This window comes from Hymenobacter sp. BT18 (assembly GCF_012273015.1).
Lineage (GTDB): Bacteria > Bacteroidota > Bacteroidia > Cytophagales > Hymenobacteraceae > Hymenobacter > Hymenobacter lutimineralis.
In genome coordinates, this window is record NZ_CP050954.1 from 2755110 (window position 1) to 2771139 (window position 16030).

Genomic DNA, 16030 nt, shown 5'->3' on the forward strand with positions numbered 1-16030 from the left:
CCCATGAGCATCTTTGGAAGCGACGCCCTGAAAGGCAAAACCATAGCCATAGTAGCCACCGACGGCTTCGAGCAGTCGGAGCTGGAACAACCCAAAAAGTATTTGGAAAACGAAGGCGCTACTACCCACGTCATCTCCCTGAAAAGCGGCTCCATCAAAGGCTGGGACCAGAAAGACTGGGGCGATAAAGTAGACGTAGATAAGGTAATCGGGGACGTGAAAGTAGCCGAGTACGACGCACTGGTGCTGCCCGGCGGCCAGATGAACCCCGACGTGCTGCGCACCGAGCCGGAAGTGGTTAGCTTTATTGGAGAGTTCGTGCGCTCGGGCAAGCCCGTCGCCGCCATTTGCCACGGCCCCTGGACGCTGATTGAGGCCGACGTAGTACGCGGCAAGCAGCTCACCAGCTGGCCCAGCCTGCAAACCGACGTGAAGAATGCCGGTGGCCAGTGGATTGACGAGACGGTTGTAGTCGATGGCAACATCATCACCAGCCGCAACCCCCAGGACATTCCGAACTTCAACGCCAAGATCAAAGAGGCCCTGGTGGGCAAATAATCCTTGCTTCTCCACAAAAAAGCCCTGCCGCACAACGCGGCAGGGCTTTTTTTGTGGGGAAGCAAATGGGCTTAGTTGGTGATGCCGATGCCCACGTACACCTGAAAAGCTCCGTTCTTGATGTCGGTTATCGACTGGCTGATGCCGGCCTTGGGGTCTTTAATGATTTCATTGAAACCAGCCGTATAGCGGCCCCCTACCCGGGCAGGGCCTACGCGGGCCTCAATCCCGGCAGCCAGCCCGTAGTCCAGGCTGTTGTAGCTGTAGTTGTACAGGTCGGTGCCGTTGCTATCCTGTTCATTAGCAATTTTCCGGTCGAGGTCGCCCTCCTTTACTTTGGTGAGCAGCGACACTTGTGGGCCCACGTGCACACTCACGTTGTCGAGGAAATTATACACCAGCAGTACGGGTACCTGCAGGTAATCGAGGCGGGTGGTAGTGCTGGAAGAAGCGTTGGGCAAAGTACCCTTGAAGCCCTGGCGGCTGTAGAGAATTTCGGGCTGGAGGGAGAACTTATCGGAGAAGCTGAACTGGGAATAAAACCCGGCATGGAAAGCCGTGTAATTCTTCGTGTCGCCGTAATCCTTTTTGCCGTCGCCGCGGATGTCGGCAAAGTTCACGCCGCCCTTAATGCCGAACCCGCCGTTGCGGGAGTCGCTGGAGCTGCCGGAGGCGTAGTCCGTGGACTTACGGACGCCAATCGGGCCGTCCTGCGCTACGGCTACGGATACCGAAGTGAGGGCGCAGGAGAGAAGGAGCAAAAGCTTTTTCATAACAAGATGAGTCTGATGAGGAAAAAAGCCCGGCCGTTCAGCCACGGGCTGGTTTTATAGGCAGCTATACTTACATCCGAAAAGAATGTTGCGGGCGCGACGAGGGGTGACGGAAAAATAGGCGCGTTTTTTATTGCAAAAATCAAACGACTCAGTATATTTGGCTTTTTACGGCCGCCACCAGTACGGGGGCTTGCGGGGTATTAGCTCAGCTGGTTTAGAGCGCTACCTTGACAGGGTAGAGGTCACTGGTTCGAACCCAGTATACCTCACTACTTCCCCCTCTATGGGCTGCCGCTAGCGGCAGCCCATAGCTCAAGTCCCGAATCCGAAAATAACCGCCTGAGAGAGCGGTTATTTTTGTATCCGGCCTCCGCTATTCTGCCCGCTACATGATTGCTATTGCCTGGGCCCCCATCTATGCCCACCCGCTACCCGCAGGCCACCGCTTCCCGATGCTGAAGTACGAGCTGCTGCCGGAGCAGCTGCTGCGGGAAGGCACGATTACGTCCGCCAATCTATTCCAGCCCCAGCCCGCCACCCCCGCCGACTGCCTACGTGTACACGATGCGGCTTACTACCACCGCTTGGTGCGGGGGCAGCTGACCCGCCAAGAGGAACGAGCAACCGGATTTCCGTGGAGTCCTCAGCTGATAGAGCGGGAGGTAACCATTCTGGGCGGCACGCTGGCCTGCGCCCGCCACGCCCTGCAGCACGGCGCGGCCCTGAACATAGCCGGGGGCACGCACCACGCCTTCCGGGACCGGGGCGAAGGGTTCTGCCTGCTCAACGACCAGGCCGCTGCTGCTGCCTGGCTGCTGGCCGAGCCGGTTTTGGGCGTGCACAAGGTGCTGATCGTAGATCTGGACGTGCATCAGGGCAACGGCACGGCGGCTATTTTTCAGGATGACCCCCGCGTGTTTACCTTTTCCATGCACGGGGCCCGCAACTACCCCCACCGGAAGGAAACATCCGACCTCGACCTAGCCCTGCCCGATGGCACGGACGATGCCACTTATCTGGCCCTACTGGCGGATACGCTGCCCCGCCTGCTGGAGGAAGTACAGCCGGATTTTGTGTTTTACCTCAGCGGAGTAGACGTGCTGGCCACCGACAAGCTGGGCCATCTGGGCCTCACCCGCGTGGGCTGCCGCCAGCGCGACGAGTACGTGCTGGGGTTGTGTCATCGGCACCGCTTACCTGTGGTCGTGTGCATGGGCGGCGGCTACTCCGAGCGTCTGGTGGATATTGTGGAAGCCCACGCCAATACCTTCCGGGTGGCGCAGGACTTATGGGGCTGATTGATTTAACCTTCAGCCGGAATCAGCAGCTGCCAGCGGAAGGCCCAGCGCCAGCGAAGCGTGTAGCGGGTGATGCCCGCGCGTGCCAGTAGGTTTTCCCAGTCAGCGCGGCTAAAGGCGCGGGCCACGGAAAGCGGGGCATCGTGCCGGACCAGGTAAGAGCCGCCCAGCAGCCGGGTAAGCCACTTGATGCTGTAGTAAGCCAACGGGTGCCGGTGCAGGTCGTTGATGACCACGGCCACGCGGGCTTGCTGCCGCCAGTTGCGCAGAAACTGCACGAGGTCGTCGTCCGAGAAATGGTGGCAAAACAAGCTGCACGTAACTACATCAAATTGCTGCTGCTGGAATTCGGGCGCGAAGATGTCGTATTGAGCGTAGCTGATTTCGGGGTAGCCACCGCTATGCTCCCGGGCATAGTCGAGCATAAAGGCATTGGCATCGATGCCCGTAAGCTGCACGGGGCGCTGGCGGCGGCGGGCCCAGCGGGCTACGTAGCGCAGGGTGTCCCCGCCGCCGCTGCCCAGGTCGGCCAGTTGGAGGGGCCGTTGGGTGGGCCAGGGCAGTTGCGCCAAGGCTTCCGTCACTACGTTGTGGCCCCCCAGCCGGGCGTTGATGATGGCCAGCTCATCCAGGTTGCGCCGCAAAGCCTCGGAAGCCAGCGTGAGGTCGTCCATGAGTTCCGGCTGCGTGGCTCGGTGGGTAAAATCAGGCATAGACCACTTGTAGCAGCATGGATTCCAGCGTAAGCCCCGGCCCGAAGGCAAAGCTCAGGACCGGCGCGCCGGCATCGGTGGGCGCAAACGAGGCGAGCAGGTCGCGCAGCACAAACAGCACCGTCGCCGACGACATGTTGCCGTAGTTGCGCAGCACCTCGTACGCAAAGCGGTTGTCGTGGCGGGAAAGTCCCAGCTCCTGCTCAATGGTTTCCAGAATTTTGCGGCCGCCCGGGTGAATGGCAAAAGCATGGATATCGGCCAGCTTCACCGGGAGCCGCTCCAGCAGCTTCTCCGTGAGCTGGCGAATACCCTTCTGAATCATGCGCGGCACGTACGACGACAGCGTCATCTCGAACCCAAAGTCGTTTATGTGCCAGGCCATGTCGGCGTGCCCATCGGGCTCCAGGTCGCAGTGAAACGCGGTGAGGGCTAGGCTAGGGCCAGCGGCGGCCGGTACGGCCTGCACCAGCGCTGCCGCCGAACCATCCCCAAATAAAGCATTCGAAACCAGGTGGTCGTCTTCCGTGCTCTTCTGGAAATGCAGGGTGCACAGCTCCGTACACACGATGAGCACGCGCGCCCGGGCATCGGCCCGGCAGAAGGCATCGGCTACCTTCAAGGCGTTGAAGGCGGCATAGCAGCCCATAAAGTTGATGCAGGTGCGCTGCACGTCCGGCGCGAGGCCCAAGGTATGCACCAGCTCAATATCCAGTCCAGGGGCGTACATGCCCGTGCAGCTCACCGTGATGAGGTGCGTGATGTCGGCAGCCTGAAGCTCCGGTAGCTGCTCCAGGCAGCTTCGGGCCGCCTCAGCGGAGAGGGGCAAAGCGTGCTGCCGGTAGGAAGCCAGCCGCTGGCCTACGGTTGGAAACGGCTCCAGCCCAGCCGTATTCGGGAAAAAAGTGTAGTCCCCGTTCGTGCGGCCATAGTCGGGCAGCACGGAATGGCGGTGCTCAATGCCCGAAACCCGGTAGAGGGCACGCAGCTTGCGGGTATCGGCATCACCCAGCTGCAGCGCCTGGGCCATGAAGTCGGCAATCTGTGGCTGGGCAAGGCGGTGGGATGGGGTGGCAGTGCCAATGGCACACAGGTAGCTGGACATTCGGTGCAGTTTACGCAAAGTACGCCTACGGCGCTGGTATAGTTAAGCTAATGGGGCAGCCAGCCTTAAAACGGCTGGCCGTGGGTGCCCTTCATGAGGAGGCGCACCGCTGCTGGCCAGTAACGTAACCCCCCAATGGCAATTTCGCTTAAAAAAGGCCGCCCAAATAGCCGCTGCACGGCCCGGCCCACTTGCAGGCGGGGGCCAAACTGCCGCCGCCAGGCGTGCTGGTAGCGGCTTTCCAGCGCGGGGCGGTCAACCTTCCCCGCCAGGAAGGCCGCAATATGCCCAGCAGCCAGGGCCGCCCCGTGCAGGGCCATGGCCATACCATTGCCGCAGAGCGGGGTAATGAGACCAGCCGCATCCCCGCACATCAGCACGTGGTCCTCGATGGGCGCCTTGGGGGCAAACGATATTTCGTTGATGACCTCGGGCTGCGGATACAGGAACTCGGCTTCGCCCAGCACCTTTGCCAAAAAAGGGTTGCGGGCCAGTACCCGCTCCTCCAGCGCCGGAATGGTTCCCTGCTGCCGGAGGTTGCGGCGGGTGGTGAGGTAGCAAAAACAATATTTCCCGTCTTCGATGGCGGACAGGCCCGCGTACCCGTCGGCGAAGTTGTGCAGGGCAATCAAGTCACGCGGGAAGTCGTAGCGCAGGTGGTATTTCACGGCCAGATACGGGGAGCGTTGCTGAAAGAAAGGGCGGTGAAACTGACGGTCCAGGTTGGCGCGTTTGCCATAGGCTCCCAACACCACCCGGGCCGTCAGTTGGCGACCATCGGCGAGGGTGATGCAGTGGGCATTGGCGCGGCCATCAAAGGTCACCTCTGTTACCGTTGCGCCGGTCTCTACCCGCACCCCGCGGGCCAGGGCCAGCTGGTAGAGGTGATAGTCAAGCTGGTAGCGGCTGATGCCGAAGCCTCCCAGATCCAGCGGGGCCTGCACCACGCGCCCGGCCGGGGAACTCACCAGCAGCCGGCTGATGCGGGCCGGCTGAAGCACCGCCGGCCCGGCCCCCAGGCGCTCCAGGTAAGGCAGTACCTCGTTGGAAATGTATTCGCCGCACACCCGGTGAAAAGGATACTGCTTCCGCTCGATCAGCGTCACGGAAACCCCACGGGCCGCCAGGTCGAGGGCGGCCGCCAGCCCGGCTAGCCCACCCCCAATGATCAAGGTGCTCATGGGGAAAATATCAGAAAAGTCATACAAAAAGAGCAGGCTATATAGGTTTTTTCTTAAACAATGGATATATAGCTAACCAGATTCAGCAATAGGATGTTACCTTTGCAAACCTAATCGAATACTTCACGTTTAGTAGTCCTGGAAGAACTACTCTTCGTTTTGGCCGCGCCTGCTCCTATGATAAAACTCCTACGCTTCGCTTTCTGTCTCCTTCTGTTCGGCCTGCTGCCCGGTTCGGCGCTGCTGTCGACGGCGGCGGCCCAGCCAACGGAAAAGGTTGGCAGCAAACCTCAGCTAGAGGAAAAAAACCTCCTGGTTTACCCAAACCCGAGCACGGGTATCGTGCACGTTTCGGTGCTGGGCTTCGAAGGCCGCAAGCTGGAGCTGCGGGTGCTAAACATCATTGGCACAGTAGTCTACCGGGAAACGGTAACCGAGCTTTCCGACCGATTTACCCGCACGCTGGACTTGAGCAAATTCGCCAGCGGCCTCTATTACGTGAAGCTGGATACCGACAACACCAGTACCATGCGCAAGCTCGTTATCCGCTAACGCAATCGTCTGATATTATCCTGTGTGCGGCTGCCCTTTCCGGGGCAGCCGCACGGCTTTTCCGGGGCCACTGCTATACCTATAAATCCCCAAATCCTGTTCAAAAAAAAGCCCTCCCGGTGGGGAAGGCTTGCTGGGAATCGACGGAAAGCGGGCGACTTAGCGCCGGACTGGTACCCTAACCGGCTGCAACGCCGGCTGACGCGTGGACCAGGTAGCCAGCGTAGCCAGACCGGCCACTAGGCTAATGCCAAAGGAAATGAGCAAAATCATGCAGTAAGGTCGTTAAAAATACTCGCAACCATGGCGCCTGCCGGCTGGCAGGCGGAGTTGCTACTGGTTGAACCCCAAAACCTCGTACGAAGTTTCGGCCTGTACACCCAACTCACGCTGCTCTGGCTTCCAACTGCTGGCTTAGCTGTGCCAGCACGGTTTCGGTTACCTGCCGGATGTTGGCTGCCAGCGTGCTTATGCGGCCGGTATCGACGAGGGGCTGGCGGCCGATTCCAACTCCCGAATGGGCTCTTGCAGGCTGCGCACGTTGAGGCGGTAAAAGCTGCTTTTTATGGGGTGCGCTACTTCGGCTACCCGGAGCCACTGCTGGTCGGTGTAGGCGTGGGTTAGCTCGTCCAGGGCCGGTGGAGCAGTAGCTACAAATAGCGCCATCATGTACCGGATAAAAGCCTTGTCGCCCTGCGCGACTTATTCAACATTCCTTAGGTCAATTAGCTGCTCCGTTACCAGCGCGGCGGGCAGGTGCTGTTGTAGCAAGACGTAAAGCTGCTGGTCAGTAAAAGGCTTGGATAGGTAGGCCTGGAAAACTGCTACCTGGTGCAACTGCGTCTGGGCGGTCAGCACGTTAGCCGTAAGGGCTACTACCGGCGTAGGTGTCGCGGAAATATTCTAAAATGAGACTAACGGACGTTAGCTTATTATGGGGCAAAAGCAGCGCGCCGAAATAAGTGAAAAATAGGTTGCTCGATATAATGTTAACCTATATATTAGTTGTCTCGTAAAATTCAGTGAGTGAGTGAAGTGAGAGCCTTCCCAAGGCAAAATAGAAAGTCGCGCTGCAACGCGGCTTTCTGTGTTTTTTAGCCTATTTGAACCAGTGAAGTGACCTGTTCCGGTACTCCGGCCTTTACAGGGCATGCTGAAGGTCCGCTGCTTACTGGCTAGTATGCAGTATTTTGGCGGCTCGCTGTTTTTCGGAAGGAAGCGCTGTTATTCTTTAATTAATCTAATTTTAATTCTGGCTGACAAAAGGCCTAAATAAGATAGGCTTCTCCCCACCTGAGCATATCAGGTGTTTCGCGTAGCACTTCTTTCGGCAATGCCTGGCTTTGCTTAGGCGCACGTCACTAGCCCACCTATCGATAGGTGGGCTAGTGACGTGCGCGGCGGTTTCCTCTAAAACAGCTTAGTTGCTATCCTGGGCTGGCAGTCCTACTAAGCTGTCGTCGGTCACGGGCAGGCTGTTCATGTAGGAGCGAAACGCCATGGCTACTTCACTAGCCAGCGACATAGCCTGGGCCCGCAGGCGCCGGTCGTTGTGCGTCCGTTCCGTGGCTTTCAGCTGGCTTAGCTGGGTAAGGTAGTCTTCCAGTAAAACCAGTTCGGTAGGGTTAGCCGGGTCGGAAATGTAGCGGAAGTTATCTACCCGGTAATCATACCCATCATCGGTACAGTGGAAAGTAAAATCAAACCGTACGGCGCGCTCTTCTACTTTACCAGCCGGAGTCACTGGGCGCATCTTGGCTGTGCCCGTTATGCGGAGCGTGCCGGTAGATGCATCGTTAACGGCATCAGACTTGGGCCCGAAGGCAAACCGCTTGTCTATCCAGTCGGCCGCGCGGCTGAACAGCACGGCTTTGCCAGGCTCGGGGGCTGCTACCGTTTCAATGTACTGCATAGGCTCGTGGTCCTGGGCAAAGACGCGGCCGGATGATGCCGTCAGCAGGGCTGCGGTCATCAACATGAGAAAAGTTTTTTTCATGGCTTTAGCTAAGGAGGTGAACAGAGCGGAGCAATAGGCAAGCGGGGCAATTACAAAATAACGGCCTTTCGCAGGATTGAATATTACGAAGGACGTTATGAGTTCGTTAAGTTATGCAAAAATTGTGTTTTGCGAATAGGGTGGCACGTAAATAACTGTTCGTGCAGCCAAAAGGTTATGGCCGATGAATAATTTCTAGTCCTCATTTCAAGCGTTTTACCCACGGGTTTATCCCAGCCTTGCCTATTGCCTGTAGCCTAGTGGGTATTGGCGCCGACCAACAGGATACACTATTTTTTGGAGTTCAATTATTTCATGGATTACTACCCGGTTGATGGTACTATAAATACATTAATGGTCTGCACTCGTTTGCAGGTCAGTTAGATACGGGGGCTAGTAGCGCACGTGGGCGCTGCTTAAAGAGCCGCAGCAGCAGTGGTAGAGTATAATATTTTGACAATCGAAACTTAATTCTAAAGCAGTATTGCGGCGTGAAAAACTATCCGTAGCTTTGCATCATGCTTCACCTCATCCAGCAGAACTGATGAAGCGCGGGACTCAACAATACGCTGTCCTGCGAAAAGACCGCAAGGTCTTTTTCCACATTGACTCTTTTATTTTTTCTGGATTTTCCCGTTTTGCCGCTTCGGTTTTTGAAGCGGTTTTTTTGTGCCCAGCCGGGTCGGTCAGGACTTGGGGTAAGCAGTGCACGACCATTCTCCACCCTTCACTTATCCAAGGGTAATGCTTGTAAACGACACCACCACGCGCGCTGAGCAGATGGTAGCCGCCGTACCTGCCGCCACCCGTAACGTGCGCGGCAACCATGAATACTTAGCGGGAGAAGCCTTCCTCGCCATCCTTAACGTGTTCCAACTTATCGGTGTAGAAGCGCCGGTTATTCCCCGCCAGAAAAACAGCCGGGAGGCCATACCTTCCCCAGGCACCCGCGACAACGCCCTCTAGTACCTGCTTTACTTAAGCGCCCGGTAGCTTACCGGGTGCTTTATTTTTTATGCTGGCTTAAACGCCAGTAATGGAAATCCTGCCCTGGGGCAGGACCGGGTGGTTCACAGCTTGGACCTCTGAATCAGGGGAAAATTGGTGAAGATCCAAGCCCGTGAGCCACCCACTTCCAGTTCAACCAGAAACCTCCAAGCACTTTTGCAGCAACCCATCCTATGCAACTCGGCCCTCTTACTTTACAAAGCCCCGTATGCCTGGCGGCGGCCCCCTGGCAACTGCCGGCCGGGCCGGCTTACGACCGCCTGGGCGCTATTTTTACCCGCACCGTGACCATGGAGCCCAAACCCGGGCTCTACGAAGAAGGCATTTGGCAGGTGAACGAGCAGACCTTGCTCAACGCCACCAACATGCACACCGAAAGCGCCGAAATCCTGGTGCAGGAGCATTTGCCTCATCTGCTCAGCTACGGGGTGCCAGTGTTGGTGAGCATCACGGCGCCCGGCATACCGGGGTTTCGCAAGATTGCGCGCTTTCTGGCCCGGGAAGTTGGTTCCCAAATAGCCGGAGTAGAAGTTTACATCACCCAGCCTGACACCGAAAAAGGTGCGGAGCTGAACGCCAAGTTTGTGCGAGAAGCCACCCAGGCCGTGCGTAACGAGCTGGGCCCGGAGTCCGTCATCCTGGTAAAGCTGCCGCCGTGGCCTGAGCACATCCGCGGCCTGGGACTGGGCGCCCAGGAGGGTGGCGCCACCGCCCTGGCGGCTACCAACCTGCTTAAAGCTCTGCACCTGCCCGAAAATGCTGCCGATATGCCGGTAGCGGGTGGCCTCTCCGGCGAAGCGCTGCGGCCCGTAGCCCTGCGCTGCGTGTGGGAGTTAACCCACGATGCGCGTATTACCCTGCCCGTCGTTGGTACCGGCGGCGTATTCACGGCCGGCCACGTCACCGATTATTTGCGTTGCGGCGCCGTAGCCGTGCAGGTAGCCAGTGGAGAATGGCTGGAGCCCGGCCTCTCGGCGCGCCTGGCTGCCGAGTGCGGCCACCTGGTGCCGGTCAATTCCTAGTGCGCTGCCCGACGTTGTATTAACTCTCTCCCAAACTAGCTGCTTTACGCTGACTACCCCACCCATGCAAAAGCTTATTCAACGCACCGAAACCGCTAACACCCTGCTCTGCGTCGGCCTCGACCCCGTGGGCGACGACGCCCAGGTAGCCCGCCGCCTGGCCGAGGTTATCGACCAAACCAGCGAGTACGCCGCAGCTTTCAAGCCCAACCTGGCCTTCTTTCTGAGTCGGGAAAATGGCGTGCAGCTGCTGAAAGAAACGGTGCAGCGCATCCCGAAAGATATTCCGGTGATTCTGGACGGCAAGTTCGGCGACATTGCCAACACCGCCGACCACTACGCCCGCTTCGCCTACGACGTGGTAGGGGCCGATGGCGTAACGGTGAACCCCTACATGGGCGACGACGCGGTGCGGCCGTTTGTGCGGGAAAACAAGCTGGTGTTTGTGCTGGCCAAAACCTCGAATAAGTCGCAGTACTCCATGCAGGACATGGCCCTCACCCGGGGCGGCTCCCTCGCCGATGGGGTAGCCAAAGTAGCCAGCCGCCTGGATTCCGAAATCGGGGGTATTGGGTTGGTAGTAGGCGCCACTAATGCCGAAGCGGTGGGCCGCCTGCGTACCCTCTGCCCAGGTCTCTGGTTTCTGGTGCCCGGCGTGGGCGCCCAGGGTGGCGACCTGCAGGCCACGTTGAAAGCAGGCCTCCGCCCCAATGGCTCCGGCCTGCTGATTAATACGTCGCGCGTGTTGTGGCAAGCAGCCGATGCCGGCGCCACGGCGCGGGAGCTGGTGGCGCAAATCAACCAGTTTCGGGCGGTGCCAGCCTAGGTAATTCCTCATTTAGGGCTGGCCAAAGAATGCCGCGTGCTTGGTTGGAAGCAATACGCCGTCAAATGCCTGCGGTAGAGTTGCTTCGGCAAGTTCAGCCTGACGAATCTTTTGAAGAAAACTTCTTTTCTCTACCTCTTAATACGATAGTGTCACGCTCCACCGCTACCCAAACCACCTTCACCTCCGAAGCGCTAGAACAACAGCTCCTGCAGGAAGACGCGCTGCTGCGCGGCCACTTCCGCCTTTCCTCGGGCCTGCATTCCGATACCTACGTGCAGTGCGCCCGTTTCCTGCGCCGCCCCGACTTGGCCGCACCAGCCGCCGCGGAGCTGGCCCGGCAGATTCAGCAAGCCGGTTTGCAGCCCGATGTGGTAGTTGGGCCGGCTATGGGCGGCGTGGTCATCGGCTACGAGCTGGCCCGGCAGTTGGGCGTACCCGGCATCTTCACGGAGCGGGATGATTCGGGGCAGATGACCTTGCGCCGCGGCTTTACCATTGAGCCGGGGCAGACAATCATTATTGCCGAAGATGTGGTGACTACGGGCAAGAGCACCAACGAGGTAGCGCGGGTACTGGAAGGCCTGGGTGCAAAAGTTTTGGCTGTGGCCAGTTTAATTGACCGCACGGGTGGGAATGCTGCGCTGAATTTCCCGAACTTTGCCCTGCTGCCGGTCACGGCGGCTACCTACGCACCCGATGATTGCCCGCTGTGTCGGGCAGGTATTCCGGTGGTGAAACCGGGCAGTCGGCCCGATAAAGCGTTTTCTTGAACCTACTGCGACGTAATCGGCGCTGCGGCAAGGCATTTTCGGCGTACCCTGCGTGGGTATGCTTCCTCACGATAGCAAGTTCGCTAGGCGTGGGAAACCCGAAAAATAGATAACCAACCTCCTTTTGGACTCTACCCAAAGAACCATACAGCTTCTGCTCAAGCCCGGCCAACACGATGGCGAGGGCCAACGCGTAGCCGAAGCTGCCCAACGCCACCTAGGCCTCTCTACCGGCCGGGTGCAAAGCACCGCTCTCTACACGGTGCGCTACCCCGTGAGCGACGAGCAACTGCGCGACTTCGCCACCCACTGCCTCCAGGACCCCGTGCTGCACGACGTGGCCCTCGACGAGTTCCGCCACGGCGCCGAATACAAAAGCTACATCCTGGTAGCCAAGCTGCCCGGCGTAACCGACGACGAAGGCATCTCGGCCCAGAACGCCCTCGGCGACTTCCTGAACCAGCCGCTGGACACCCATACCCAGCACATCTTCAGCAAACGGCTCTACTTCCTGGAGCACGAGCTGCCGGAGAGTAGTCTGCGCCGCCTGGCCGAAGACCTGCTCGGCAACAAAATGATCAACCGCTTCGAGGTCGGCCCCATAGCCCAGATTCGCGACTATACGCCGCGGCCGGGCGGTGGGGCCGAATCTATTACGGACACAGTGCCGCTGGTAGGCCTCTCGGATGAGGAGCTGGTGAAGCTGTCGAAAGACAACCTTTACGCCCTGAACCTGGAGGAAATGCGTGCCGTGCGCGACCATTACACCAGCATCTCCGAAGCGCGCCAAGCTGCCGGCCTGCCCCAAGACCCCACCGACTGCGAGCTGGAAATCATCGCCCAGACCTGGTCGGAGCACTGCAAGCACAAGGAGTTTAGCGCTGTTATTAAGTATACCGATGCTGACACCGGCGAGGAGTTTGAAGTAGACTCGTTGTTCAAGACGTACATCAAAGACGCTACCTCCGAGGTAGACCGTCAGCTCCGCGCCAACGGCAACGACTGGCTGATCAAGGTGTTCAGTGACAACGCTGGCGCTGTGCGCATCAACCCCGAGTCGTTGTTTGTGTGGAAGGTGGAAACGCACAACTCGCCCTCGGCCATTGACCCCTACGGCGGAGCTATTACCGGTATACTGGGCAACAACCGCGACCCACTGGCTACGGGCATTGGCGGCGCACGGCTACTGTTCAATACCAACGTATTGTGCTTCGGCAACCCTGAGTTCAACGGCACCTTGCTAAGCAACCAGCTGCACCCACGACGCATTTTTGAAGGCGTGCGCAAGGGCATTGAGGATGGTGGCAACAAGTCGGGCGTACCGACGGTGAACGGCGCCATTGTGTTCGATGACCGGTACGCTGGCAAACCGCTGGTGTACTGCGGCACCGGCGCCGTGATGCCTATGCAGCTGGCTGGTCTCGACTCGTGGGAGAAGAACATTGACGCTCAGGACCGCATCATCATGGCCGGTGGTCGGGTGGGCAAAGACGGCATCCACGGCGCTACCTTCTCCAGCATCGAGCTCGACGAAACCTCGCCCGCTACGGCAGTGCAAATCGGCTCGCCGATTACCCAGAAGCTGGCCATGGACTTCCTGATCCTGGCTACCCGTCGCGGCCTCATCAAGTGCAGCACCGACAACGGTGCAGGCGGCTTGTCTTCCTCCATTGGCGAACTGGCTACCATCAGCGGCGGCGCCGTGGTGGAGCTGGAGAAAGTGCCCCTGAAATACCCTGGCCTACGTCCCTGGGAAATTTTCGTGTCGGAGTCGCAGGAGCGTTTCTCGCTGGCGGTGGAGCCGAGTAAGATGGCCGAGCTGATGACCCTAGGCCAGGAGATGGAAGTGGAGCTGACCGACATCGGTTACTTTACTTCCGATGGCAGCCTCGACGTGCGATTCGACGGGGAATCGGTGGCCCGCATTGACATGGAGTTCCTGCACAACGGCGTGCCGCGCAAAGTGCTGGAAGCCGAGTGGACCAAGCCTACCGCCCAAGAGCCCTCACTGCCCGCTGATCTCGACTATACCGACGTGTTGAGCCGCTTGCTCGGTAGCCTCAACATCTGCTCCCGCGAATCGGTGATTCGGCAGTACGACCACGAGGTAAAGGGCCGCACGATTATCAAGCCGCTTATGGGCGCTACCGGGCAGGCGCCGCAGGATGCCGCCGTGGTGCGCTTCAACTTCGAGAGCTGGGAAGGCGTGGCCGTGAGCAACGGTATTCTGCCCCGCTTCGGCGATTTGGACGCCTACGATATGTCGGCCGGCGCGTTTGACGAGGCTGTGCGCCAGATTGTAGCGGTGGGAGGGAAGCTGCCCAACCTGAGCTACGGCGACGGCAACTTCTGGTCGGTGAACGACAACTTCTGCGTGCCCGATTCGGTGTACGACCCCGCGACCAACCCCGACGGCAAGCACAAGCTGGCCAAGCTGGTGCGCATGTGCCAGGCCCTGCGCGATGCTACGGCGGCCTACTGCATTCCGCTCACCTCGGGCAAGGACTCTATGAAGAACGACTTCAAGGCCGATGGCGTGAAGATTTCGGTTCCGCCCACGGTCCTGTACTCCATGACCGCCAAAATCGAGGACGTGCGCCGCACCATCACCTCCGACTTCAAGCAAGCCGATGACGTGGTGTACCTGCTGGGCGAAACCTACGACGAGCTAGGCGGCTCGGAATTCTACCAACTCTTTGGTGAGCTAGGCGCCAACGTACCCAAGGTGCGGTTCGAAGAAGCCAAAGCCCTCTACATGCTGATGGGCCAGGCCAACGACAACGGCCTCATTCAGTCTTGCCACGACTTATCGGATGGTGGCCTAGCGGTAGCCTTGGCGGAAGCCACGTTTGGGCATGGGTTTGGCGCCGATGTGGAGCTGCCCGCTACTGGCCTAGGCCTGTCGGCGCAGCTGTTCTCGGAGTCGCACTCCCGCTTCGTGGCCACGGTGGCGCCAGAAGATGTGGTGGCTTTTGAGCAGCACTTCGGCGCCCGCGCTACCCGCCTCGGCGTGGTGACACAAGACAGCCAGCTCACGGTGCGCCACAACGGGCAAACCGTTATTTCGGCCAGCACGGCGGCCCTGCGCCACGAGTGGACGAATGGCCCAGTAAACAGAATTATCGGCTTCGGCCAGCACGAAGCGGCTCAGATATCATGAACGAGAAACCATTATTTCCGGATCTGAATTCGCCGCCCATGCCGCAGCGCGACGAAACGGGACCAGCGCAAACCAACGCCGACGGTTCCGTGACGGTGCTCGGCTATAAGAGCATTGACGGCGGCCACGAAAGCACCGAGCCCCTGAAATCATCAGGAGAACAACCTGGCAACTGGCAATTGGCAACTGGCAACTCAAACGTGCGCGCCCTCATCCTGACGGGCTTTGGCATCAACTGCGAAGAGGAATTTGCCGCCGCCTACAAGCTAGCCGGCGCCGAGCCAACCATCGTGCACCTGAACCAAGTGCTGCACGGCCACGTCAGCATTCACGACTACGATATCCTGAACTTCCCCGGCGGCTTCAGCTTCGGCGACGACCTGGGTTCGGGCGTGGTGCTGGCCAATAAGCTGCGCTACCGCAAAAACGCCGAGGGCCGTACTCTACTCGACGACATCAAGGAGTTCATTGCCAACGGCAAGTTCGTGATGGGCATCTGCAACGGCTTTCAAGTGCTGGTGAAGCTAGGTTTGCTCCCCAACCTGAGCGGTAACGTAACGCCCGAAGTAACCCTGACGCATAACGCCTCGGGCCGTTACGAAGACCGGTGGGTGCGCCTGAAAGTCAACCCGAAGTCGAACTCGCCTTTCCTGAAAGGCATCGACTCAATGGAAGTGCCCGTGCGCCACGGCGAAGGACGCCTCATTATCAAAGGCGAAGAGACTTTGGCCGAAATCGAAGCCCGCGCCCTGAACTGCCTGGCCTACACTGATTTCGACGGCTCGCCAACGGACGTGTACCCGCACAACCCCAACGGTGCGGACCTGAACTGCGCCGGCCTGACCGACACCACCGGCCAGGTATTCGGGCTGATGCCGCACCCCGAGGCCTTCCTCTCGCTCTACAACCACCCCGACTGGGCCCGGCGCAAGCGTGTGAACCCAAATCTGAGTGAGGAAGGAGACGGCCTGCGCTTGTTCCGCAACATTGTGGAGCACGTGCAAAGCCAGCGTCAAACCACCGCTACACCCCAGGAAGCCCGCCAGTTTTCATCCTAGACAC

15 protein-coding genes and 1 tRNA gene are annotated in these 16030 nt (G+C 59.1%); 10 read left to right on the top strand and 6 right to left on the bottom strand.

Going from position 1 to position 16030, the window contains the following annotated elements:
- Positions 1–3 precede the first annotated feature (3 nt).
- Entirely contained in the window at positions 4–558 is a 555-nt protein-coding gene (locus HER32_RS11670) for a type 1 glutamine amidotransferase domain-containing protein (RefSeq protein ID WP_168681993.1), read from the top strand.
- 71 nt (positions 559–629) lie between these two features.
- On the opposite strand, the gene HER32_RS11675 is transcribed toward HER32_RS11670, so the two are convergent.
- On the bottom strand, positions 630–1331 hold the full coding sequence (locus HER32_RS11675; protein WP_168681994.1) for a porin family protein: 702 nt from the start codon (positions 1329–1331) through the stop codon (positions 630–632).
- Positions 1332–1528: 197 nt separating this feature from the next.
- On the opposite strand from HER32_RS11675, the gene HER32_RS11680 reads away from it, so the two are divergent.
- Positions 1529–1603, top strand: a tRNA-Val gene (locus tag HER32_RS11680).
- A gap of 120 nt (positions 1604–1723) precedes the next feature.
- Positions 1724–2632 (top strand): histone deacetylase, encoded by a 909-nt coding sequence (locus HER32_RS11685; protein ID WP_168681995.1) that lies wholly within the window; start codon positions 1724–1726, stop codon positions 2630–2632.
- Positions 2633–2637: 5 nt separating this feature from the next.
- Here HER32_RS11685 and HER32_RS11690 read toward each other — a convergent pair whose 3' ends face one another.
- From HER32_RS11690 to HER32_RS11700, 3 genes are all read right to left on the bottom strand, one after another.
- Positions 2638–3345 carry a methyltransferase domain-containing protein gene (locus HER32_RS11690; RefSeq protein WP_232066238.1) on the bottom strand — a complete coding sequence of 236 codons (708 nt, stop codon included), beginning with the start codon at positions 3343–3345 and terminating at the stop codon, positions 2638–2640.
- Positions 3338–4450, bottom strand: coding sequence for a type III polyketide synthase (locus HER32_RS11695; RefSeq protein WP_149069981.1), 1113 nt, complete (start codon positions 4448–4450; stop codon positions 3338–3340). Before HER32_RS11695 ends, HER32_RS11690 begins: the two co-directional genes overlap by 8 nt.
- 65 nt (positions 4451–4515) lie before the next feature.
- Complete coding sequence (locus HER32_RS11700; protein WP_168681996.1) at positions 4516–5631, bottom strand: NAD(P)/FAD-dependent oxidoreductase; 1116 nt, start codon at positions 5629–5631, stop codon at positions 4516–4518.
- 177 nt (positions 5632–5808) lie between these two features.
- Between HER32_RS11700 and HER32_RS11705 the strand changes: the two genes are divergently transcribed.
- Complete coding sequence (locus HER32_RS11705) at positions 5809–6183, top strand: T9SS type A sorting domain-containing protein (RefSeq protein ID WP_149069979.1); 375 nt, start codon at positions 5809–5811, stop codon at positions 6181–6183.
- Between the two features lie 468 nt (positions 6184–6651).
- On the opposite strand, the gene HER32_RS11710 is transcribed toward HER32_RS11705, so the two are convergent.
- Both HER32_RS11710 and HER32_RS11715 read right to left on the bottom strand, forming a co-directional pair.
- Positions 6652–6852, bottom strand: coding sequence for an Hpt domain-containing protein (locus HER32_RS11710; RefSeq protein ID WP_168681997.1), 201 nt, complete (start codon positions 6850–6852; stop codon positions 6652–6654).
- Between the two features lie 751 nt (positions 6853–7603).
- Positions 7604–8179: a DUF4468 domain-containing protein gene (locus HER32_RS11715; protein WP_149069978.1), complete on the bottom strand. Its 576-nt coding sequence runs from the start codon at positions 8177–8179 to the stop codon at positions 7604–7606.
- 744 nt (positions 8180–8923) lie between these two features.
- Between HER32_RS11715 and HER32_RS11720 the strand changes: the two genes are divergently transcribed.
- The 6 genes from HER32_RS11720 (at position 8924) to HER32_RS11745 (ending at position 16026) form a co-directional block, all read left to right on the top strand.
- Complete coding sequence (locus tag HER32_RS11720; RefSeq protein ID WP_149069977.1) at positions 8924–9145, top strand: hypothetical protein; 222 nt, start codon at positions 8924–8926, stop codon at positions 9143–9145.
- A 215-nt stretch (positions 9146–9360) separates the two neighbouring features.
- The gene (locus HER32_RS11725) at positions 9361–10209 is read left to right on the top strand and encodes a dihydroorotate dehydrogenase (RefSeq protein WP_149069976.1); all 849 of its coding nucleotides are present in this window, start codon (positions 9361–9363) and stop codon (positions 10207–10209) included.
- Positions 10210–10273: 64 nt separating this feature from the next.
- Positions 10274–11035, top strand: a complete 762-nt coding sequence (gene pyrF / locus HER32_RS11730; RefSeq protein ID WP_149069975.1) for an orotidine-5'-phosphate decarboxylase — start codon at positions 10274–10276, stop codon at positions 11033–11035.
- A gap of 149 nt (positions 11036–11184) precedes the next feature.
- Positions 11185–11808, top strand: coding sequence for an orotate phosphoribosyltransferase (gene pyrE, locus HER32_RS11735; RefSeq protein WP_232066239.1), 624 nt, complete (start codon positions 11185–11187; stop codon positions 11806–11808).
- Between the two features lie 124 nt (positions 11809–11932).
- Positions 11933–14968, top strand: coding sequence for a phosphoribosylformylglycinamidine synthase subunit PurL (locus tag HER32_RS11740; RefSeq protein ID WP_168681998.1), 3036 nt, complete (start codon positions 11933–11935; stop codon positions 14966–14968).
- Positions 14965–16026 (top strand): phosphoribosylformylglycinamidine synthase subunit PurQ, encoded by a 1062-nt coding sequence (locus HER32_RS11745; RefSeq protein WP_197748834.1) that lies wholly within the window; start codon positions 14965–14967, stop codon positions 16024–16026. The genes HER32_RS11740 and HER32_RS11745 overlap by 4 nt, the downstream gene beginning before the upstream one ends.
- Positions 16027–16030: the final 4 nt, after the last annotated feature.